20 protein-coding genes are annotated in these 20,117 nt (G+C 72.5%); 11 read left to right on the top strand and 9 right to left on the bottom strand.

Annotated elements, in window-relative coordinates; translation table 11 throughout:
- Positions 1-18 precede the first annotated feature (18 nt).
- Complete coding sequence (locus tag AB0L06_RS00985) at positions 19-909, top strand: hypothetical protein (protein ID WP_500228834.1); 891 nt, start codon at positions 19-21, stop codon at positions 907-909.
- A 44-nt stretch (positions 910-953) separates the two neighbouring features.
- Here AB0L06_RS00985 and AB0L06_RS00980 read toward each other — a convergent pair whose 3' ends face one another.
- On the bottom strand, positions 954-1,766 hold the full coding sequence (locus AB0L06_RS00980; protein WP_500228833.1) for a polysaccharide deacetylase family protein: 813 nt from the start codon (positions 1,764-1,766) through the stop codon (positions 954-956).
- Positions 1,767-1,942: 176 nt separating this feature from the next.
- On the opposite strand from AB0L06_RS00980, the gene sigJ reads away from it, so the two are divergent.
- Complete coding sequence (gene sigJ / locus AB0L06_RS00975; protein WP_500228832.1) at positions 1,943-2,944, top strand: RNA polymerase sigma factor SigJ; 1,002 nt, start codon at positions 1,943-1,945, stop codon at positions 2,942-2,944.
- A gap of 3 nt (positions 2,945-2,947) precedes the next feature.
- On the opposite strand, the gene AB0L06_RS00970 is transcribed toward sigJ, so the two are convergent.
- Positions 2,948-3,562 carry a TetR/AcrR family transcriptional regulator gene (locus AB0L06_RS00970; RefSeq protein ID WP_500228831.1) on the bottom strand — a complete coding sequence of 205 codons (615 nt, stop codon included), beginning with the start codon at positions 3,560-3,562 and terminating at the stop codon, positions 2,948-2,950.
- Between the two features lie 121 nt (positions 3,563-3,683).
- Here AB0L06_RS00970 and AB0L06_RS00965 point away from each other — a divergent pair, with 121 nt between their 5' ends.
- Together AB0L06_RS00965 and AB0L06_RS00960 are read left to right on the top strand one after the other, a co-directional pair.
- Positions 3,684-4,904, top strand: coding sequence for a cytochrome P450 (locus AB0L06_RS00965; protein ID WP_500228830.1), 1,221 nt, complete (start codon positions 3,684-3,686; stop codon positions 4,902-4,904).
- Positions 4,905-5,036: 132 nt separating this feature from the next.
- Complete coding sequence (locus AB0L06_RS00960; RefSeq protein ID WP_500228829.1) at positions 5,037-5,741, top strand: TetR/AcrR family transcriptional regulator; 705 nt, start codon at positions 5,037-5,039, stop codon at positions 5,739-5,741.
- A 20-nt stretch (positions 5,742-5,761) separates the two neighbouring features.
- Here AB0L06_RS00960 and AB0L06_RS00955 read toward each other — a convergent pair whose 3' ends face one another.
- Both AB0L06_RS00955 and AB0L06_RS00950 read right to left on the bottom strand, forming a co-directional pair.
- Positions 5,762-6,430, bottom strand: coding sequence for a response regulator transcription factor (locus tag AB0L06_RS00955; protein ID WP_500228828.1), 669 nt, complete (start codon positions 6,428-6,430; stop codon positions 5,762-5,764).
- The gene (locus AB0L06_RS00950; RefSeq protein ID WP_500228827.1) at positions 6,427-7,617 is read right to left on the bottom strand and encodes a sensor histidine kinase; all 1,191 of its coding nucleotides are present in this window, start codon (positions 7,615-7,617) and stop codon (positions 6,427-6,429) included. Before AB0L06_RS00950 ends, AB0L06_RS00955 begins: the two co-directional genes overlap by 4 nt.
- Positions 7,618-7,769: 152 nt before the next feature.
- Between AB0L06_RS00950 and AB0L06_RS00945 the strand changes: the two genes are divergently transcribed.
- The 4 genes from AB0L06_RS00945 to AB0L06_RS00930 all read left to right on the top strand — a co-directional run bounded on the left by AB0L06_RS00945 (position 7,770) and on the right by AB0L06_RS00930 (position 11,456).
- Positions 7,770-9,002, top strand: coding sequence for a hypothetical protein (locus tag AB0L06_RS00945; protein WP_500228826.1), 1,233 nt, complete (start codon positions 7,770-7,772; stop codon positions 9,000-9,002).
- Positions 9,002-9,778 carry an SDR family oxidoreductase gene (locus AB0L06_RS00940; RefSeq protein WP_500228825.1) on the top strand — a complete coding sequence of 259 codons (777 nt, stop codon included), beginning with the start codon at positions 9,002-9,004 and terminating at the stop codon, positions 9,776-9,778. The genes AB0L06_RS00945 and AB0L06_RS00940 overlap by 1 nt, the downstream gene beginning before the upstream one ends.
- A gap of 10 nt (positions 9,779-9,788) precedes the next feature.
- The gene (locus AB0L06_RS00935) at positions 9,789-10,916 is read left to right on the top strand and encodes a sulfotransferase family protein (RefSeq protein WP_500228824.1); all 1,128 of its coding nucleotides are present in this window, start codon (positions 9,789-9,791) and stop codon (positions 10,914-10,916) included.
- A 96-nt stretch (positions 10,917-11,012) separates the two neighbouring features.
- A complete protein-coding gene (locus tag AB0L06_RS00930; protein ID WP_500228823.1) occupies positions 11,013-11,456 on the top strand; it encodes a hypothetical protein in 444 nt (147 codons plus the stop codon).
- Positions 11,457-11,468: 12 nt separating this feature from the next.
- Here AB0L06_RS00930 and AB0L06_RS00925 read toward each other — a convergent pair whose 3' ends face one another.
- The 5 genes from AB0L06_RS00925 to fdxA all read right to left on the bottom strand — a co-directional run bounded on the left by AB0L06_RS00925 (position 11,469) and on the right by fdxA (position 16,591).
- Positions 11,469-12,428, bottom strand: coding sequence for a hypothetical protein (locus AB0L06_RS00925; protein ID WP_500228822.1), 960 nt, complete (start codon positions 12,426-12,428; stop codon positions 11,469-11,471).
- Between the two features lie 110 nt (positions 12,429-12,538).
- Positions 12,539-13,651, bottom strand: coding sequence for an SPFH domain-containing protein (locus tag AB0L06_RS00920; RefSeq protein WP_500228821.1), 1,113 nt, complete (start codon positions 13,649-13,651; stop codon positions 12,539-12,541).
- Between the two features lie 108 nt (positions 13,652-13,759).
- The gene (locus tag AB0L06_RS00915) at positions 13,760-14,902 is read right to left on the bottom strand and encodes an acyl-CoA dehydrogenase family protein (protein ID WP_500228820.1); all 1,143 of its coding nucleotides are present in this window, start codon (positions 14,900-14,902) and stop codon (positions 13,760-13,762) included.
- A gap of 175 nt (positions 14,903-15,077) precedes the next feature.
- A complete protein-coding gene (dapC, locus tag AB0L06_RS00910) occupies positions 15,078-16,163 on the bottom strand; it encodes a succinyldiaminopimelate transaminase (protein ID WP_500229288.1) in 1,086 nt (361 codons plus the stop codon).
- A gap of 101 nt (positions 16,164-16,264) precedes the next feature.
- Positions 16,265-16,591, bottom strand: a complete 327-nt coding sequence (gene fdxA, locus AB0L06_RS00905; RefSeq protein ID WP_500228819.1) for a ferredoxin — start codon at positions 16,589-16,591, stop codon at positions 16,265-16,267.
- Positions 16,592-16,702: 111 nt separating this feature from the next.
- On the opposite strand from fdxA, the gene AB0L06_RS00900 reads away from it, so the two are divergent.
- From AB0L06_RS00900 to AB0L06_RS00890, 3 genes are all read left to right on the top strand, one after another.
- Complete coding sequence (locus tag AB0L06_RS00900; protein ID WP_500228818.1) at positions 16,703-16,957, top strand: putative acetyltransferase; 255 nt, start codon at positions 16,703-16,705, stop codon at positions 16,955-16,957.
- A 111-nt stretch (positions 16,958-17,068) separates the two neighbouring features.
- Positions 17,069-17,755 carry an ATP-binding cassette domain-containing protein gene (locus AB0L06_RS00895; protein ID WP_500228817.1) on the top strand — a complete coding sequence of 229 codons (687 nt, stop codon included), beginning with the start codon at positions 17,069-17,071 and terminating at the stop codon, positions 17,753-17,755.
- A gap of 31 nt (positions 17,756-17,786) precedes the next feature.
- Positions 17,787-20,099, top strand: a complete 2,313-nt coding sequence (locus AB0L06_RS00890) for a YhgE/Pip family protein (protein ID WP_500228816.1) — start codon at positions 17,787-17,789, stop codon at positions 20,097-20,099.
- The last annotated feature ends 18 nt before the right edge of the window (positions 20,100-20,117 follow it).

The following is a 20,117-nucleotide window of genomic DNA, read 5'->3' as shown; positions in this document are numbered from 1 at the left end:
GCCCGGTACGGTCAGGGCGTGGCAGTGTGGGCGAAGCTGGGATCCGGCCCCCGGCAGGAATCCGGCGGCGGGCGGAGTGGACGGCGTAAGCGCTGGTGGATCGTGGCGCTCGTCGCCGTCATCGCGCTGTCCGCGGGTGGCTGGGTGCTGTACACGCGCGCGCGGCCCTACCTTCACGGGTCCGGCTGCGAGGTGCGGACGTCGCTGGGCAAGATGCCCCTCGATCTGGACCAGGGCGCGAACGGCTCGACGATCGCCGCCGTGGTCATCCGCAAGGGGCTGCCCGAGCGGGCCGCGGTGATCTCGTACGCGACCGCGATCCAGGAGTCGCACATGCGCAACCTGGCGGGCGGCGACCGCGACTCGGTCGGCATGTTCCAGCAGCGGCCCTCGCAGGGCTGGGGCTCGCCGGACAAGCTGCGCGACCCCGTCCAGTCCACCAGCAAGTTCCTCGACGCCCTGGTCAAGGTCAAGGACTACCTGGACCTCGACCTCCACGACGCCGCGCAGCGCGTCCAGCGCAGCGCCGACGGCAACGCCTACGCGCAGCACGAGGGTGACGCGAAGGTGCTGGCGCAGGCGTTCGGCGGACGGTCCGCCGCGGGCGTCCGCTGCTGGTACCCGCCGAACAAGCGCACCGACGCACGCCGCGCCGACGCCCTCCGCGAGATGCGCCGCGCCTTCGGCAGCCGCCTCCAGGTCGTCGCGCCCGCCGCGCCCGACTACGCCGCGGTGCGCGCCCCCAACGAGCGGACGGGCTGGGCCGTGGCGTCCTGGGCCGTGACCCACGCCCAGACCTTCGGCCTGAGCGAGGTCCGCTTCGCCGGACGGCACTGGCGGGCCACCGAGGGCCACGACGGCTGGACGCACGACGCCAAGGCCCCCGCCACGACCGTCATCGTCCGCTAGCCCGTCCGGGGCGCCCGTCCGGGGACGCCCGCCCGCGACCGGGCCTACAGCGCGACGAACTGGAGGCCGCGCTTCTTGAGCTGCGGCAGGACGGTCTTGAGCGCGTCGATCGTCTGGATGCGGTCGCCGCCGCCGTCGTGGCAGAGCAGGATGTCGCCGGGCTGGGCGCGCAGCATCGCGCTGGTGATCTTGGCGATGCCGGGACGGGCCCAGTCGCGCGGGTCGATCTTCCAGTCCACGCAGATCAGTTTGTGCTGGTCGGCGACGTCGAACACCGCCTGCGACCAGTTACCGCCGGGCGACCGGAAGAACCGGGGCGCGACCCCGGTGGTCTGCGCGATCTGGTCGTGCGCCTCGCCGATCTCCTTGGAGATCTTCGCGGTGCTCAGGGCGGGCAGGTTGAGCGGGTGGGTGACGGTGTGGTCGGCGATCTGGTGGCCGTCCGCGACGATCCGCTGGACGATCTTCGTCTGCTCCACCACCTGCTCACCGATCATGTTGAAGGTGGCCTTCACCCCGTGCGCGGCCAGCAGGTCGAGCATCATCGGCGTGTACTTCGGGTGCGGGCCGTCGTCGATCGTCAGCGCGATCGCGTTGGGGGGCGCGGCCGGGGTGAGGTCGGCCAGGCTGCGGACGGGCTTGTGCAGGGCCTGCATGGGCTGCCCGTGGGCGTAGCCCGGGTCCGGCGGCTGGGCGGGGCCCTTCCCGTGATGGCCGCCGTGCCCGCCGCGCCCACCGTCCGCGCGGGCCGATCGCGACGGGCCCGCGTGCCACAGCTCCGGGGCCGCGGCGGCGGCGATGCCCGCCGCTCCGGCGGCGAGCACCCCGAGGGCACGGCGGCGGTCCACGTTCGGCATGAGTACTCCGGTGTCTGTCTGGTGGTCGGCTGATCACAACGTTGGACGCCGCCCGCGGCGCATGTGTTCGATCGCCCGACATCGTGACAGATGTTGAGAGACGGATCCCATTTTCACCGGCGATGTCACACTTCGGTGGTCGGCGCACCTCAGGGTGGCGGCGAACAGGAGGATCCATGTCCCACCACATGCCGACGGCGACCCCCTCGACCGAGCCCGTCCCGCCGGATGAGACCGTCCTGCCGGACGATGCCGTGACGATCTCGGACGAGGTGACGGCGGTCTACGCCGAGCACCGCGAACTGCTGTTCTCGATCGTCTACAACCTGCTGGGAAGCGTCGCCGACACCGAGGACGTCCTCCAGGACACCTGGATGGCGTGGGCCGCCCACGGCATGGACGACGTGGAGAAGCCGCGCGCGTACCTGGTGCGGATCGCGGTCAACATGGCGCTCACGCGGCAGGCGGCGGTCGCGCGGCGGCGCGAGTCGTATCCGGGGCCGTGGCTGCCGGAGCCGCTGGTCGGAGCGGCCGGCGCCGGCACCGGGCCCGGGGAGGACGCGGCGGAGGACGTGGCGCGCGGCGAGGCCGTGTCGCTGGCGATGCTGGTCGTGCTGGAGACGCTGACCCCGCTGAGCCGGGCGGTGTTCATCCTGCACGAGGTGTTCGGCTACCCGCACACCGAGATCGCCGAGATCCTGGGCCGCTCCCCCGCGTCCGTCCGGCAGGTGTCGCATCGCGCGAAGCTGCACGTCCGGTCCAGGCGGACGCGCCGGACGATCGACCCGCGCACGCAGCGCGCGGCGACCGAGCGGTTCCTCGCCGCCGCGCTCGGCGGCGACCTGGCCGAGCTGATGAGGATCCTCGCGCCCGAGGTGACCATGTGGACCGACGGCGGCGGCATCCGCCGGGCCGCGCTGCGCCCGATCACGGGCCGCGACAAGATCGCCCGGCTCATCGCCGGCCCGGCCTACCACCTTCCGGACGGCCTCGACATCCGCTACCGGACCGTCAACGGCGAGCCGTCCGCGGTGCTCTTCGCAGAGGGCGCGCCGTTCGTCGTCATGGTGCTCGACCTGTCCGAGGACGGTCAGCGCGTCGAGGGCATCTACGCCCTCAGCAACCCCGACAAGCTCACCCACCTCGTCGACGACGAGGAGGGTGCGGAGGAGGGCTGAGCCTCAGGCTGGCGGGGTGATGCGGATGCCGCCGAGCAGGCTCGTCAGGACGGTGGCGTACTCGGCGCGGAGCCGCTCCTTGTCCTGCTCGGGGGCCTCGGCGATGGCGGTGCCCGCCGCGCCGAGGACGTGGAAGGCGACGCGCGCGAGCGGCTGCCGGGGCAGCGGCGGCAGCTCCCCGGCCTCCTGGAGGGACGCGACGAGCCGTTCGACCAGGCCGTAGCCGTACTTCTCCTCGCACTCGCGCCAGAGCCGCCAGCCGAGGGCGAGCGGGCCCTCCTGCCAGATGATGCGGCCGTGGACGGGGTCGCAGCAGTGGTCGAGGTAGGTGTCCTGCGCGATGACGGCCGCGGACCAGGCGTCCGGGGCGTCCGCGGCGGCGCGCAGGATGCCCTCGATCGACGCCTCCTCCAGGCGTTCGAACACGGCCTGGAACAGCGCGGACTTGCTCGCGAAGTGGTGGTAGACCGCGCCGCGCGTGGCGTTGATGTCGGCGGCGACGTCCTCCAGGGACGTGCCCGCGAACCCGTGCTCGGCGAACCGCCGGGTCGCCGCGTCCAGCAGGGCCGTGCGGGTCTCCTCCGAGTACTTCGCCCGGCGGCTCTTGACGTCCGACATACGCGGAGCATACTACATACACAGCGTATGTGACCGACGCGGAGTAGGTCAGCGTCCGCGTGTCCGCGAGTCCGCGACCGGGAGGCCCCCGATGTCCGAACCGGCGATGTCCGAACCAGCGATGCCTGAACCGGCGACACCTGAACCGGAACTGCTGTTCAACCCGTTCGAGCCCGGCTTCACCGACGACCCGTACCCCGCCTACCGCCGGCTGCGTGAGGCGGACCCCGTCCACCAGAGCCCGTTCGGCATCTGGATCATGACCACCCACCGGGACGTCGAGGACCTGCTGCGGTCCGACCATTCGGTGGACGAGCGAAAGGCCGCCGAAGGCCTGGTCGTGGACCAGATGCGCGCGTACGACAGCGCCCTGGAGGGCCGCGGCCGCTCGCTGCTCGACCGCGACCCGCCCGACCACACGCGGCTGCGCGGCCTGGTCTCCAAGGTGTTCACCCCGCGCCGCGTCGCCGCGCTGGAGCCCGAGATCACCGCCCTGGTGGACGAGGCGCTCGACCGGATCGAGGACGCCGGGACCGCCGACCTGGTCGAGACGCTGGCGTTCCCGCTGCCGTTCGCGGTGATCTCCTCGATGCTCGGCATGCCGCCGACCGACCACGCGCGCGTCCGAGAGTTGAGCGGCTGGGTCGTCCGGTCCCTGGAGCCGCTGCCGGACGAGGCGACCGTCAAGCGCGTCGGCGAGGCGGGCATCGAGCTGTACGAGCTGGTCAGGGGCCTGATCGCGGACAAGCGCGCGCACCCGGGCGACGACCTGCTGAGCGCGCTCATCGCCGCCGAGGCGGAGGGCGACCGGCTCACCGACGACGAGCTGGTCGACCAGGTCGTGCTGCTGTACGTGGCGGGGCACGAGACGACCGTCAGCCTGATCGGCGGCGGGACGCTCGCGCTCCTCGAGAACCCAGGTGAGCTCGCGAGGCTCCGCGCGGATCCGGGGCTCGCCCCGAACGCGGTCGAGGAGCTGCTGCGGTTCGTCAGCCCCGTCCAGCAGAGCCGCCGCGTGACCCTCACCCCGTACAAGGTGCGCGACAAGGAGATCCCGCCGCGCGCGTTCGTGGTGGCGGGTCTCGCCGCCGCCAACCGCGACCCCTCCTTCTGGGGCCCGGACGCCGAGGAGTTGCGCCTGGACCGTCCGAACGCCCGCCGGCACGTCGCGTTCGGCGGCGGACCGCACCACTGCCTGGGCGCGGCGCTGGCCCGCCTGGAGGCGCGCGTGGCGTTCGAGCGCCTGACGGGCCGTTTCGGCGGCCTGGCGCTGGACGGTGACGCCACGTGGAACGGGCGCGTCAACCTCCGGGGTCCCGCGACCGTCCCGATCACCGTCTGACACCCGATCACCGTCCGGCACCCGATCACCGTCCGGCACCGGTTCCCCACGGCCCGCGCGAGTCAAGGCCGGGCCGTGGGGACGGTGCCGGGGGTGCTCGGACCTGGGTCAGTGGTGCCTTATCGTGGACAGATGCCCCAGTCAGCGGAGGAACGGACGGCTCGCCCGACGCCGCGACGGCTGCCCCGGGGACGCCACGCGCTCGCACCGGAGGAGGTCGAGCGCATCCACCGCGACCGGCTCTACGCGGCGATGGCCGAGGCGATGGCCGAACGCGGCTACGTCCGGACGTCCGTGGAGGACGTGCTCAAGCGCGCGGTCGTGTCCCGGCAGAGCTTCTACCGGTTGTTCGATTCCAAGCTCGACTGCTTCATGGGGGCGTTCGAGCGCGCGGGCGAGATCCTGGTGGCGCACGTCCTGGAGGCCCTCGGGCTCTACCAGAAGTCCGGCGCTCCGTCCGGGGACGCGGCGAGCGGCGTCCCGGCCGACCGGCTGTCGGCGGTCGAGCACGCGCTCACCGCGTACCTGGACGTCCTCGCCAAGGAGCTGCCGTACGCGCGGCTGTTCCTGGTCGAGGTGTTCGCGGCGGGGCCCGAGGCCGTCCGGCAGCGGACGGCCATGCAGGCCGGCCTCGCCGGGGTGTTCGCCGACCTGATCGGGGCGGAGGACGAGGCGGGCCGCTACACCTGCCAGATGATCGTCGCCGCGACCAGCGCGATGGTCACGCCGGCCGTCGCGGCGGGCGACACCGCCGCGCTGCGCGCGCTCGGCGCGCCGCTCATGGAGCACATCCGCCGGCTCTGGGACAAGGGCATGTTCGCCGCCGAGCCCGCCTGACCCGGTCGTTCCCGCCTGACTCAGTCGGTGAGCCATCCCGGGCTGACCAGGCCGGACTCGTAGGCCAGCACGACGAGCTGGGCGCGGTCGCGCGCGGCGAGCTTGGTCATGATGCGGCTGATGTGCGTCTTGGCCGTGGTCGGGCTCAGGACGAGGTGGGCGGCGATCTCGTCGTTGCTCAGCCCGGCGGCGGCGAGCCGCAGCACCTCGCGTTCGCGGTCGGTGAGGGCGCCCATCCGCGGTCCCGGGTCGGGCGCGCGGACGCGTCCGGCGAACTCGCCGATCAGGCGGCGGGTGATCCGCGGGGTGATGAGCGCGTCGCCGCGGTGCACGACCCGGACGGCCTGGATCAGCTCCTCCGGCTCGGTGTCCTTCAGCAGGAACCCGCTCGCCCCGGCGCGCAGCGCGCCGTAGACGTACTCGTCCAGGTCGAAGGTGGTCAGGATGACCACGCGGATGCCGGACATGCGCGGGTCGGCGGTGATCGTCCGGGCCGCCTCCAGGCCGTCGGTGCCGGGCATGCGGATGTCCATCAGCACGACGTCGGGACGCAGCTCGCGGACGCGCTCGACGGCCTGCGCGCCGTCCCCCGCCTCTCCGACGACCTCGATGTCGTCCTCGCCTGCGAGGATCGAGCGGAAGCCCGCCCGCACCAGCCGCTGGTCGTCGGCCAGCAGAACCTTGATCATGCCGTCCTCTTCTCGTGGGGCAGGCGGGCGCGCACGCGGAAACCGCCGTCCGGGCCGGGGCCCGCCTCCAGGTCACCGCCGAGCGCGCGGGCGCGCTCGCGCATCCCGCCGATCCCGCTCCCCGACCCCCCGCCCGCGCCCCACCCGGACGCAGCGCTGCGGGCGGATACGCCGCTGCGGGCGGGGACGGCGCGGCGTTCGGACACAGGGCCGCGGCCGTCGTCGGTCACCTCGATCGTGACCGCGTCGGGGGCGCGGTCGACGCGGACGGCGACGCGGTTCGCGCGGGCGTGCTTGACCACGTTGGTGAGCGCCTCCTGGACGATCCGGAACGCGGCCAGCTCGACCTCGGTCGGCGGACGTCCCGGACCCGACACGTCCGCGCGGACGTCCAGTCCGGCGGAGCGGGCGCGGTCGACGAGCTCCTCGACGCGGTCGAGGCCCCGGGCGGGCGCGGTCGGGGCGTCCTCGCCGTCCATGCGGAGCATGCCGAGCATCGTGCGCAGCTCGCGCAGGGCCTCGGTGCTGGTCTCGCGGATGGCGGTCAGCGACTCCTCGGCCATCTCCTCGCCGCGCCGCCGGTCCTTGCCGAAGCGGCGCAGCGCGGCCGCCGACTGGACGCTGATGAGCGACAGGTGGTGGCCGACGACGTCGTGCAGTTCGCGCGCGATGCGCAGCCGCTCCTCGGTCGCGGCGCGTTGCTCGACCTCGCGCGCGTGCGCGGCGGAGGTGTGGCGCAGCCATCCGATCAGGACGACCGCGACCAGCCAGCCTCCGAGCATGAACAGCGCGATGCCGTTGATCGAGCCGTTGCCCGCGGCGGTGCCCGCGCCGACGAGGGCGATGGCGAGGGCGGTGAGCCCGGCGGCCACGCGCGGACGGCCCGCCTCCGCGACCGTGTACAGCGCGAGGATGAACGCGACGAGCAGCGGCCCGTCGTAGGTGCTCATCACGTAGTAGACGATCGTCACCAGCAGCGTGAACACGGCGACGGGGACGGGGTGGACGCGCCGCAGGGCGAGCGAGCCGCACACCGCGAGGATCAGCACCCAGCCGACGGCCGTGATCGACCAGGGCTCCTCGCGCGGCCCGTACAGCGACTGCGCGCTGCCGGCGGTGACGAGTGCCAGGACGCCGCCGGCGATCACGACGTCGGCCGTCCGTCCGCGAGGCCAAGCGACCACCATGGCCCCACCCTAGAGTCGACCGCACACCGGGAGGAAACCGGCATTCCACCGGACGGAACACGCCGAGCCGGGCGTTGACCCGGCAGTGGAACCGGTTCTACTCTCGGCGCGGAACCAAGCTAACGCTTGACCGACACGATCCGGGAGGTCCGGTGGCCGCGGAACCCGAAGGACCCGAACCGCCCGGAAGGCCCGGGAGCTGGGACGATCAGGCGACCGAGGGGTTCGCGCGGGCGGTCGCGGAGGCGGAGCGGATCATCCGGTCCGCGCCGCACGTCCGGTCGGAGCTCGACCTGGCCGAGGGCCTGGAGTACCTGGCCGGAAGCGTCAGGGCGTCGCTGCACATGGCGTGGGCGTACGAGCGCGACTTCCCGTTCTTCGCGTGCTCGACCGGGCCGCACTCCAAGCTCGGCCTCGACAACCCCGACACCCTCTACTTCAACGCCTACCTGCGCGACGACGCCGAGTACGTGGTCACCGGACGCCGCGGGACCACCGCCGACCTGAGCTTCCAGGTGCTGAACGGCGACTACACCCCGTCCTCGTCCCCGCACAGCCTCAACGCGTTCGACGACCGCGCGTTCGACATCGCCCCGGACGGCTCGTACGAACTGCGCCTCGGTCCGGAGAACCCCGACCGCAAGGACGACCCGAATTACGTCACCCTCGGGACGGGCGCGGCGATGCTGCTCGTCCGGGAGGTGTTCAGTGACTGGGCGGACGAGCGTCCCGGCGAGATCCGGATCCACCGCGCCGACCGCCTCGGGTCCGCGCCGGACGCGCCGACCGCGCGCCGCGAGGCGAAGCGCTTCGACGTCGCCGGGAAGATGCTGGTCTCGCGGCTGCGGACGTTCCTCGCGTTCCCCGAGTGGCACTACCTGAAGCTGCCGGTGAACACGATGACCGAGCCGCGTCCCACGCCCGGCGGCCTCGCCACGCAGTACTCGTCCGCCGGGCACTTCGACCTCGGCCCGGACGAGGCGCTGGTCGTGACCGTCCCGCGCTCGGACGCGCCCTACCAGGGCTTCCAGCTCGGCAGCCGGTGGTACGTCTCGCTCGACTACGTCCACCACCAGACGAGCCTCACCGCCGACCAGGCCGTCCCCGACCCGGACGGCATGATCCGCATGGTCGTCGCCGAGCGCGATCCCGGTCTGGCGAACTGGGTCGAGCTCACCGGGCACGACCGCGGCTTCCTCCAGATCCGCTGGCAGCGGCTCTCGCGCGCGCTCACCCCCGGGGACGGGCCGCGCGTCGAGGCCGTGCCGTTCGCGGACCTCCCGGCGCGCCTGCCGTTCCACGACCGGCAGCGCGTCACCCCCTCCGAGTGGGCGGAGCGGATCGCCGCCCGCCAGATCTCGACCGCGCGAAGGATGCTGGGCTGATGCTGCTGGACGGCCGTGTGATCGTCATCTCCGGGGTGGGCCCCGGCCTCGGGCGCGGGCTCGCGCTCCAGTGCGCGAGGGCGGGCGCGGACGTCGTGCTCGCCGCCCGCACCGAGTCGCGCCTGGCGGACGTGGCGAAGGACGTGCGCGCGCTCGGCCGGCGCGCGACCGTCGTCCGCACCGACATCCGCGACCAGGAGTCCTGCGAGCGGCTCGTCCGGGAGACGCTCGACGCGCACGGGCACGTCGACGGCCTGGTCAACAACGCGTTCGCGATCCCGCCGCTGCAGAACCTGCTGGAGGTGGACGTCGCCGCCGTCCGGCGCGGGTTCGAGACGAACGTCCTCGCCGCACTGTCGCTGACCAGGCTGTTCGTCCCGTCGCTGGTCGCGTCCAAGGGGTCGGTCGTGATGGTGAACTCGGCCGTCCTGCGGCACTCGAAGGCGACCTTCGGCGCGTACAAGATGGCGAAGTCGGCGCTGCTCGCGCTCGCGCAGGGCCTGTCCACCGAGCTCGGGCCGCGCGGCGTCCGGGTGAACACGATCGCGCCCGGCTGGATCTGGGCGGACAACCTGAAGTGGTACTTCGACCTGCTCGCGACCGAGCGCGGCACGACGTCCCGGCAGGTCTACGACGAGACCGCCGCGACCATCGACCTGCGGAAGCTCCCCGAACCGGACGAGATCGCGGACGCCGCCGTCTTCCTGCTGTCCTCGTACGCGCGCGCGATCACCGGGCAGTGCCTGGACGTCAACGGCGGCGAATTCCACCACTGAGGAGACCGCGATGAGGACGAACGTCGGCACGGTCGAGGATCTGCATGCCTCGGCCACCCGCGCGACCGGCCTGACCGATTTCGGCGAGGACGACTACACCGACGGCCTCGAAACGCTCCTCGCGTCCTTCCGGCGGGACGAGCGACTGACGCCGCTCGGCAGCAAGACGCAGCGCGCGTTCCTGCGCGGCGCGCTCACGGCCCGCCTGTTCGCCGAGGACGCGTGGAAGCGGCACCCTGGGTACGCGGACGTCCCGGTCGAGCGTCCGATCTTCGTCACCGGGCTCCCCCGCACCGGGACGACCGCGCTGCACCGGCTGCTCACCGCCGACCCCGCCCACCAGGGCCTCGAGCTGTGGCTGACCGAGGTGCCGCAGCCGCGTCCGCCGCGCGACGCGTGGGCGGACGACCCGGTCTTCCAGGCCGTCCAGGCGGCCTACGAGCGGCACCACGTCGAACGTCCGGAGTTCATGGGCGTCCACTACATGTCGGCGGACATGGTCGAGGAGTGCTGGCAGCTGCTGCGCCAGTCGATGCGGTCGATCTCGTTCGAGTGCCTGGCGCACGTGCCGTCCTACTCCGCGTGGCTCGCCGAACAGGACTGGACGCCCGCGTACCGCCGCCACCGCCGCCTGCTCCAGCTGATCGGCCTGAACGACCCCGGACGGCGCTGGGTGCTGAAGAACCCGAGCCACCTGTTCGCCCTGGACGCCCTGTTCGCCGTGTACCCGAACGCGCTGGTCGTCCAGACGCACCGCGACCCGCGCACGGCGATGGCGTCGATGTGCAGCCTCGCCGCGCAGGCGACCGACGGCTGGTCCGAGTTGTTCCGGGGCGAGGTCATAAGCCGTGACCAGCTCGAGCTGTGGAGCCGCGGGCTGGACGCCTTCCAGGCCGAACGCGGACGCCGCGACCCGTCCCGCTTCTTCGACGTCCGGTACGAGGACTTCGTCCGCGACCCGCTGGGCACGGCCGAGGCGATCTACGCCCACTTCGCCCTGCCGCTCACCGACGGCGCACGGGACGCGATGAAGCACCTGCACACCGCGTCGAGCGAAGGGCGCGGCCGTCCGTCCCACCACTACACGCTCGCCGACTTCGGCCTGACCCCGGCTCAGGTCGACGCCCGCTTCAGCTGAATCATCCGCAAGGAGGATCCTCGGTCGTACAACTGGCCGGGCGGACGGCCCGTCGGCGGGAGGCGCTCCCTCCGCGCGCGCACGAGGCTGGGCATCATGACGACGACCAACATCCCGCGGCCGCGCGGCCGCTGGGCTCGCGGCCCCCGTCGGTCGCCCGACCGGATCCTCGCCGGAGTGCTCGCGACCGGCGCCGCCGTCCTGCTGGTGTGGACGGTCGGCATGGCGTTCTCGATCCCGCCGTCCGAGCCCCGCCCCGTGAACTGGGCGCTGCTGTGGTGCGGCTTCGACGCGATCGAGATCGTCGTGATGGCGGCCGCCGCGTGGCTGGTCCGCCGCCGCGACGCCCTCGCCCCGCTGGCCCTGTCCGCCCTGGCCACCCTCATGGTCGCCGACGCCTGGTTCGACACCATGACGGCCCGCTCCGGCTACCTCCCGGCCGCGGTCTCCATGGCCGCCTTCCTCGAACTCCCCCTGGCCGCCGTCCTACTCACCTCCGCCATCCGCCTCACCCGCCGCGGCGCCTCCCGCGCGTCCTGACTCCGGGCGCGGCTAGCCGATGTAGCCGAGTTTGTAGGCGGCGACGAGGGCCGCGACCACCAGGAGCACCGCCAGGACCACTGAGACGATCTTGGCGGCGCTGTACGGGCGGTTCCCGTACACCGTGCCGGTGACGCCGTTGACCACGATGTTCCACGGCTTCCCGCCGTACAGGTACGAACCCGCCCACACCGGGAGCAGCACCAGCTTGTACGTCACGTCCCGGTATCCGGTCGAGACCGCGTGGACGCGCTGCTCGTCCCCGCCGATGTCGTTGCGGCAGTCGTTGGTGATGACCTGGGCCATCCGCTGCTTCGCCAGGTCCAGGCCGACCTCCGGCTCGACGTCGTAGCGCAGCGACTCGTGCCCGGCGACGTATCCGGCCTGGTACGGCACCACCCGCGCGAGCGGCCAGTTCCCGAGCTTCTCCAGGGTCTTGTCGTTCATCCGGCGCGTCCCGGGGATGAGGACGTCGTCGAAGTCCCGCGCGACCGTGCCGCTGACGTTCCGCCAGCGGGTCTTGCGGACCTGCCGGGTGCGGGTGACCGTCTTGCCGTCGACCTCCTCGGTGTAGGTCTCGGTCACGTAGTAGTACGTGCCGCGCTCGCCCTGGTACCGCGACGTCGTGCGCGCGTCGAACGTCCAGTACGGCAGGTACGTGCTCGCCATGGTCTCCGCCTCGGTGACCTGCTTGAGGCGGTTCGGGGCGAACCAGCGGGACTTCGTCCACGTGCGCAGCGCGCTCCGCGCGGCGCCCCGGTCGAGCGCGAACGGCAGGACGGCCTCGGGCGCGACCTGATGGTCGTCCCCGGTGGCCACGACGAGCGGCGTGGTGCAGAACTGGCAGCGCTGCGACACTGCGTCGCCCTGGAGCTGCGCACCGCATCCCGGGCAGACGTACCGCTGCCGCGCGAACTGCTGCGCGGGCACGCGCGGCCTGCCGACCAACTCGTTGAAGGAGTGCTCCCGCACCTGGCGCTCCGCTTGGGGAAGCGGCTGCTCGCTCCCGCAGTACGGACACCGCAGGACGTTCGTCCCCGGTGCGTACTCGGTCGCGGCCCCGCAGCTCTGGCAGGCCGCGTTCACGCGGGCGGAAGGGGCGGAGGGGTGTCGCCGAGCAGGCGCGCCAGCTCGGGCACGTCCCGCGCGGGCGTCCACTGGCCCATCCCGGACTTCCACACCAGCGTGGACTCGGTGACGCCCTGCCGCCCGAGCTCCGCGAGGCCGAACGGCCCCCGCCGCTCGCCGTCCACGCCGACGTACCACTGGTCCTGCGGCAGCGGCGGCGGCCCGGCCACAGGTTGTTGCGGCGCGGCCTGCTGCTGCGGCGCGAACTGCGGGTTCAGCGCGTTCGCCATCTGCTGCCCGGCGGCGATCCCCATGCCGAGGCCGATGCCCTGGCCGCCGCCGCCCGGGTTGTTCGCGGCGTCCTCCAGCGCGTTCGCGGCCTGGTACTGCGCGTACTTCCCGAGGTCCCCGATCACGCCCATCGACGTGCGCTTGTCGAGCGCCTCCTCCACCTCGGGGGGCAGGGAGATGTTCTCGATGACGAACCGCGGCACCGCGATCCCGACCCCGGCGAGGTCGGCGCTCAGCACGGCCGCCAGCCGGTCCCCGATCGCCTGCTGGTGCGTGGCGAGGTCGAGCACGGGGGTCTCGGACGCGGCGCCGCCGAGGGCTCCGGCGAGCCGTCCGACGATCATCTGCCGCAGGTACCCGGAGACCTCCTCGGTGCGGAACTCCGGATCGGTGCCGGCCAGCTCGCGCAGCAGGAGCGGCGCGTCCACGACCCGCACCGCGAAGCCGCCGAACGCCCGCACGCGGACGGGCCCGAACTCGGCGTCCCGCACCAGGACGGGGTTCTGCGTCCCCCACTTGAGCTCGGTGAACTGCCGCGAGCTGACGAAGTACACCTCCGCCTTGAACGGCGACTGGAAGCCGTGCTTCCACCCCTTCAGGGTGGACAGCACGGGCAGGTTCCGCGTCTCCAGCGTGTAGGTGCCGGGCCCGAAGTGGTCCGCGATCACGCCCTCGTTGACGAACACCGCGGTCTGCGACTCCCGCACCACGAGCCGCGCGCCCATCTTGATCTCGTTGTTGTGACGCGGGAACCGCCACACGATCGTGTCGCGGCTGTCGTCCAGCCACTCCACGACGTCGACCAGTTCGCCCCGAATCCGCTCGAACAACGCCACATCCACCCCTTATCCGACAAACCGCCCAAGCGAATGTTGGACGCGCCGGATCAGCGAACGGTTGCGTGATGGTTGCGTCATCGCATCATCGTCGGCGCCGACGGCGGGCTAGATGCCGAGGCCGCGGCCGATGATCTCCTTCATGATCTCGGTGGTGCCGCCGAAGATGGTCTGGATGCGGACGTCCTGGTACGCCTTGGCGATGGGGTACTCGTTCATGTAGCCGTAGCCGCCGTGCAGCTGGAGGCAGCGGTCGACGACGGTCTTCAGCATCTCGGTCGTCCAGTACTTGGCCATGGACGCCTCCTCGGCGTCCAGCCCGCCGCGGACCTCCTTGGTGAGGCACTGGTCGACGAACGCGCGGCTGACAGCGATCTCGGTCTTCATCTCGGCCAGCGTGAAGCGGTTGTGCTGGAACTTGCCGATCGGACGGCCGAACGCCTCGCGGTTCTTGCAGTACTCCAGGGTCATGTCGAAGGCGGCCTGCGCGCCCGCGACGGCGGAGACGGCGATGCAGAGGCGCTCGCGGGCGAGGTTCTGCATGAGGTAGATGAAGCCCATGCCCTCCTCGCCGAGGAGGTTCGCCTTCGGCACCCGGACGTTGTCGAAGAACAGCTCGGCGGTGTCCTGGGCGTGCATGCCGATCTTGTCGAGGTTGCGGCCGCGCTCGAAGCCGTCCATGCCGCGCTCGACCATGAGGAGCGAGACGCCGTGCGCGCCGGCGGACGGGTCGGTCTTCGCCGCGACGATCACCAGGTCGGACAGGATGCCGTTGGTGATGAAGGTCTTCTGCCCGTTGAGGACGTAGTCGTCACCGTCCCGGACGGCGGTCGTCCTCATGCCCTGCAGGTCGGACCCGGCGGCGGGCTCGGTCATCGCGATGGCGGTGATCAGCTCGCCGGAGCAGTAGCCGGGCAGCCAGCGCGCCTTCTGCTCGTCGTTCAGCAGCTGCACCAGGTAGCCGCCGACGACGTCGTTGTGGACCCCGAAGCCCGGCCCGGACGCGCCGGCGAGCGCCAGCTCCTCGTTGAGGACGGCGTAGTAGCGGTAGTCGGACTCGCCCCCGCCGCCGTACTCCTCGGGCATCTCGATGCCGAGCAGGCCCTGCCGTCCGGCGGCGCGCCACACGTCCCGGGAGACGATCTCGTCCTTCTCCCACTGGGCGTGGTGCGGCTCGATCTCCTTCGCGATGAAGGACCGCACCATGTCCCGGAAGGACTCGTGCTCCTCGGTGAAGACGTCGCGTGACATGCGGCGGGACTCCTCGCGTGTAGGTGCGTGCCGTGGAGGCGCGTCTTGCGGTGTAAGTGCGTACTGACCTGCCTTCAATGTAGCGCAGCGTCCCGCCGTCGCCCCAGGCAGCACGGCTGTGACGTACGCCAAAGGCCCGTCCTCCCTCGACGGGACGACGGGCCTTGGACGCGGATCAGAGGCGGGCGGCGGCGGCCTCGACGCGCTCGTCGGTGGCGGTGAAGGCCACGCGGACGTGGTTCGCGCCCGCCCGGCCGTAGAAGTCGCCGGGGCCGACGAGGATGCCGAGGTCGGCGAGGTGGGCGACGGTGTCCCAGCACGACTCGTCCCGGGTGGCCCACAGGTACAGGGACGCCTCGGAGTGGTCGATGCGGAAGCCGTGCCGTTCGAACGCCGTGCGCAGGGCCGTCCGGCGGCGGGCGTACCGGTCGTACTGGACGCGGACGTGCTCGTCGTCGTCGAACGCGGCGCGCATCGCGGCCTGCACCGGCGCCGGGACGATCATCCCCGCGTGCTTGCGGACCTCGAGCAGCCGCTTGACGATGTCGAGGTCGCCGCTGACGAACCCGGCGCGGTACCCGGCCATGTTGGACCGCTTGGACAGCGAGTTCACCACGAGCAGTCCCTTGTGGGAGCCCTCGCAGACGTCCGGGTGGAGGATCGAGACGGGCTGCCTCTCCTTGTCCCAGCCGAACTCGACGTAGCACTCGTCGCCGGCGACGATCGCGCCGCGCTCGCGCGCCCACGCGACGACCTTGCGCAGGTGGTCGACGGGCAGCACCTTGCCGGTCGGGTTGGACGGCGAGTTCACCCAGACGAGCCGCGGCGTCTCCGGGCCGAGCGACAGCAGCGAGTCGGTGGCGACGGAGCCGGCGCCCGCCAGGCGCGCGCCGACGTCGTAGGTCGGGTAGGCGAGCGCCGGGAAGGCGACCTTGTCGCTGGGGCCGAGGCCGAGCAGCGTCGGCAGCCAGGCGACGAGCTCCTTGGTGCCGACGACCGGGAGGACGGCGTCGGGGTCGGCCTCGAGGACGCCGAGGCGGCGGCGCATCCAGCCCGCGACGGACTCGCGCAGCACGGGCGTCCCGTACGTCTGCGGGTAGCCGGGGGCGTCGGCCGCGGCGCGCAGCGCCTCACGGACCGGCTCGGGGGTGGGGTCGACCGGCGTGCCGACCGAGAGGTCCACGATCCCGTCCGGATGCGCGGCGGCGCGCTCCTTGAACGGCGTCAGCCGATCCCACGGGAAATCCGGCAGCGGAAGCAATCCCACCCCTCCTGTCACACACGGTAGCGAAAAGGGCCGCGACCTCCTGCGAGGCCACGGCCCGACGACTCAAACCGTACCGGGGGGCGTCCCGGCCGTCGTCACTCCTCCGTCGACTGCGGGGGCAGCGCGGCGACGATCGGGTGGTCCTTGGCGATCTTGCCGACCTTGGAGGCGCCGCCCGGGGAGCCGAGGTCGTCGAAGAACTCCACGTTCACCTTGTAGAAGTCCTTCCACTGCTCGGGGGTGTCGTCCTCGTAGTAGATGGCCTCCACCGGGCAGACCGGCTCGCAGGCGCCGCAGTCCACGCACTCGTCGGGGTGGATGTAGAGCATCCGCTGGCCCTCGTAGATGCAGTCGACCGGGCACTCCTCGATGCATGCCTTGTCGAGCAGGTCCACGCAGGGCTGCGCAATGACGTAGGTCACGTGAGTGACTCCTCTCGGGTTACCGGCCCCGCCGCACGTCACGGCTCACCGCAAGCTCGCTGTGAATAGTATGGCCATCACCGCACGGTCGATTCGACATGGGGGTCGCACATGCCAGGGCGTATCGGCGCGCGTCTGGTGGTCTCCGTCACACCGGCCGACGTCGGCGAGCGGGTGTCGCTGCGCCGCCGTCTGCCAACGGGAGAGTACAGCGACGTGGTCGGAGTGCTCGAATCCTGGTCCAAGGGTCTGTTGAAGGTGCGCCGCCGCGGCGGCGAGCTGGTGGACGTCCCCGAGGCGATCGTCGTGGCGGGCAAGGTCGTCCCGCCCACCCCTCCACCCAAGCGCCGTCCCCGCTCCGAATGACCCAACAAGTCCCCTGACCTGGGCAAAGTTTCGGCGAAGTTCGCAATCGTCCCGCCGGTTCGGTGATCCGGGCGGGCACGCCTCCGGAGGGTGTCTCTCCGGGGGGACGATATGGAAGCTGTGCTCGCGGCCGAGGGGCTCGGCGCGCGGACGCGCCGGGGCCCGGTGTTCTCCGGGGTGACGGTCAGGGCCGGGCCGGGCGAGGTGGTCGCGGTCTCCGGCCCCGGCGGCAGCGGACGCACGTCGCTGCTGCTCACGCTGGCCGGGCGGATGCGTCCGGCGGCGGGCGCGCTGGTGGTCGCGGGCACCTCGGACACGGCGCGGATCCGCGCCCGGGTCGGGGTCGCGCGGGTGACCGGAGCGGCCGAGCCGGAGCCCGAACTGCGCGTCGGCCAGCACGTCAGGGAGCGTCTGCTGACCCTGCGCGGCCTCCCCTCCGACCTCGAATCCGCCCCTGAGGGCGACTCCGATCCCGAATCCGAACCTGAAGTCGATCTTGGTGACTTCGGGGACGTCCGGGCGCTCGTGGGGCTGCGTGCGGACGACCACGAGCTCGTCCGGGACCTGCCGGACGCCCAGGTCACCCGGCTCGCGCTCGGTCTCGCACTTCTGGAGAAGCCCCCCGTGATCGTCCTGGACGACCTGGACCGGGGCGCGAACGCGGCCGAGCAGGTCGCGCTGTGGGCGGCGGCCCGGCGCGCGGCGGACACCGGCCCCACGATCGTCGCGACGGTCGCCGAGCCGTCCCCGGCGCACGGCCTCGCGAACGTGTTCACCCACCTCGGAGGGGGTGCGTGATGCGCGCGCCCGGTCCCGGGGGCGGTGGGTGATGCGCGCGTTCCGCCTCGCGCCGTTCGAACTGCTGCGCTTCCGGACGCTGCTGCAGCGGCTCGGCCTGGCGTTCGTGGTGATCGTCCCGACCATCTACGGCGGGATCTACCTGTGGTCCAACTGGAACCCGTACGCGCGGCTCGGGCGGGTGCCGGTCGCGGTGGTGAACGAGGACCGGCCCGTCCAGGTGGAGGGACGGACGATCGACGCGGGCTCGCAGTTCGTGGCCGAGCTGCGGAAGGCCCCGTTCCTGGGCTGGCGCTTCGTGGACGCCGGGAACGCCGCCCGCGGCCTGGAGCGCGGCCGCTACTACGCCGTGATCACCGTCCCGCACGACTTCAGCTCCCGCCTGACCAGCGGTGCGACCGGGACGCCGGAGAAGGCCGCGATGTCGATCCGGCTGGACGACGCGAACAACTACCTGGTCGGCGTCATGGCCAAGACCGTCCAGTCGGAGCTGGAGCGGAAGATCTCGGCGGCGGCGGTCAGCGCGTACTTCGAGGCGGCGTTCGGCAAGCTCTCCGAGCTGCACGGCGGCATCTCGGACGCGGCGGACGGCGCGGCCCGGCTCAGCTCCGGCCTGACGACCGCCAAGGACGGGTCGGCGCAGCTCGTGAGCGGTCTGGGCACGGCCAAGCAGGGCAGCGCCCAGCTGGTCTCGGGCCTCGGCCAGGCCAGCGCCGGGACGACGCGGCTCGCGGACGGACTGGGTCGGCTCAAGGCCGGTTCCGCCAGGCTCGCTCCGGGCGCGGAGCAGGTGGCCGGGGGCGTGCACACCCTGGCCACGACGGCGGCCCCGCTGGCCGAGCTCGCCGCCGCCGGCCTGCCGCCGCTGGCGGCGAGGGCGGCCTCGGTGACCAAGGACGCCGCGCGGCTGACCTCGACGGCGGCCGTCCTCACCCAGCGGCTCGCGAAGAACACGAGAGCAATCTCGGAGTGGCTGCGGGCGCTCGCCGCCCGGCACCGCCGGATTGCGGGAAGTCCCCAGTTCCAGAGGTTGCTGACCTCCTTCCGGACCGTGGACGGGACGGCGGAGCAACGCCTCCGCCGCCTCGCGTCCCGATTCCCGGCCGTCGCCCGCTCCTCCGGCTACTGGACGGCCCTCGAACTCGCCCGCGGCCTCGACGCGACGATCTCCGGCAGGCTGAACCGGCTCGCCGCCCGCTTCCGCATCTCCCCGGACGACCCGGTCTTCCGGCCTCTGGTCGAGGAGGCCGACCTGCTCTCCGAACGGACCGCCGCCCTCGCCGGGACGACCGCGCGGGTGAACGGCGCCGCGGCGGGCCTCGCCGCCGACGCGCGCGCCTTCCAGCAGATCGTCCCGGCGCTGCGGTCGAGGCTGCTGGAGGGCGCGTCCGGGCTCCGGACCCTGGACCAGGGCGCGGCGGCCGTCGCGGTCGGCGCGCGACAGCTCGACAACGGTGTGACGCCCCTGCTCGCGGGCGCGCGGCAGCTCCAGTCCGGCTCGGGCGCGCTGCTGTCGGGGGCTCAGCGGCTCGACAACGGCAACGCGCGGCTGCTGGCCGGGGCTCAGCAGTTGGACGACGGGAACGCGCAGCTCAAGACGGGTGCGGAGAAGCTCGCGTCCGGGCTGGCGTCCGCCCGGGACCAGATCCCGCTGCTCAAGGACGGCGCGCTGCACCACGCCGCCGAGAACTTCGCGAATCCGGTCAATATCGGCACGTCCAACGCGCATCCGGCCCGGGTGTACGGGCGCGGCCTCGCGCCGTTCTTCATCGCGATCGGCCTGTGGGTGTTCGGCATCGTCGCGTTCCTGCTGATGCGGCCGGTCTCCGGGCGGCTGCTGGTCTCCCGCCTCGGCGCCTGGACGGTCGCGTTCGCCGCGTTCCTGCCGGTTCTGGCGGTCGGGCTGGTCGCGGCGCTGTTCCTGTTCCTCGTCCTGGACGTCGGGCTCGGCCTCGATCCGGTCTCCACGGCCGGGACGCTCGGCCTGATGGCCCTCGGCGTCGCGACGTTCGGCGCGATCGTGCAGGTCCTGCGGGTCGCGTTCGGCGCGGTCGCGGACGCGCTGGCGCTCGTCCTGCTGATCACGCAGCTGGTGTCGTGCGGCGGCCTGTACCCGGTGGAGACGCTCCCGCAGCCGTTCCGCGCGATCCACGAGGTCGTCCCGATGACGTACCTGGTCCAGCCGCTGCGGACGACGATCTCCGGCGGCCCGGCAGGGCGCGCGCTGCGCGACACGGGCGTCCTCGGGATCTACCTGCTCGCCGCACTGGGCCTGCTCGCCGGGGCGGTCGCGCTGCGCCGCCGCTGGACGATGTCCCAGCTCAAACCGGAGATCGAGCTGTGAGGGCGAGGGCTGGGCCGG

It is taken from the genome of Spirillospora sp. NPDC052269 (genome assembly GCF_040679435.1).
Lineage (GTDB): Bacteria > Actinomycetota > Actinomycetes > Streptosporangiales > Streptosporangiaceae > Spirillospora.
The sequence above is the reverse complement of the archived record's forward strand: the minus strand, read 5'-3'. Positions and strand labels throughout refer to the sequence as shown.

Excerpts from the sequence above, each read along its gene's own strand:
- AB0L06_RS00980 (WP_500228833.1), bottom strand. The coding sequence starts at position 1,766 with ATGCCGAACGTGGACCGCCGCCGTGCCCTCGGGGTGCTCGCCGCCGGA.
- sigJ (WP_500228832.1), top strand. The coding sequence starts at position 1,943 with ATGTCCCACCACATGCCGACGGCGACCCCCTCGACCGAGCCCGTCCCG.
- AB0L06_RS00970 (WP_500228831.1), bottom strand. The coding sequence starts at position 3,562 with ATGTCGGACGTCAAGAGCCGCCGGGCGAAGTACTCGGAGGAGACCCGC.
- AB0L06_RS00965 (WP_500228830.1), top strand. The coding sequence starts at position 3,684 with ATGCCTGAACCGGCGACACCTGAACCGGAACTGCTGTTCAACCCGTTC.
- AB0L06_RS00960 (WP_500228829.1), top strand. The coding sequence starts at position 5,037 with ATGCCCCAGTCAGCGGAGGAACGGACGGCTCGCCCGACGCCGCGACGG.
- AB0L06_RS00955 (WP_500228828.1), bottom strand. The coding sequence starts at position 6,430 with ATGATCAAGGTTCTGCTGGCCGACGACCAGCGGCTGGTGCGGGCGGGC.
- AB0L06_RS00950 (WP_500228827.1), bottom strand. The coding sequence starts at position 7,617 with ATGGTGGTCGCTTGGCCTCGCGGACGGACGGCCGACGTCGTGATCGCC.
- AB0L06_RS00940 (WP_500228825.1), top strand. The coding sequence starts at position 9,002 with ATGCTGCTGGACGGCCGTGTGATCGTCATCTCCGGGGTGGGCCCCGGC.
- AB0L06_RS00935 (WP_500228824.1), top strand. The coding sequence starts at position 9,789 with ATGAGGACGAACGTCGGCACGGTCGAGGATCTGCATGCCTCGGCCACC.
- AB0L06_RS00930 (WP_500228823.1), top strand. The coding sequence starts at position 11,013 with ATGACGACGACCAACATCCCGCGGCCGCGCGGCCGCTGGGCTCGCGGC.
- AB0L06_RS00915 (WP_500228820.1), bottom strand. The coding sequence starts at position 14,902 with ATGTCACGCGACGTCTTCACCGAGGAGCACGAGTCCTTCCGGGACATG.
- AB0L06_RS00900 (WP_500228818.1), top strand. The coding sequence starts at position 16,703 with ATGCCAGGGCGTATCGGCGCGCGTCTGGTGGTCTCCGTCACACCGGCC.
- AB0L06_RS00895 (WP_500228817.1), top strand. The coding sequence starts at position 17,069 with ATGGAAGCTGTGCTCGCGGCCGAGGGGCTCGGCGCGCGGACGCGCCGG.
- AB0L06_RS00890 (WP_500228816.1), top strand. The coding sequence starts at position 17,787 with ATGCGCGCGTTCCGCCTCGCGCCGTTCGAACTGCTGCGCTTCCGGACG.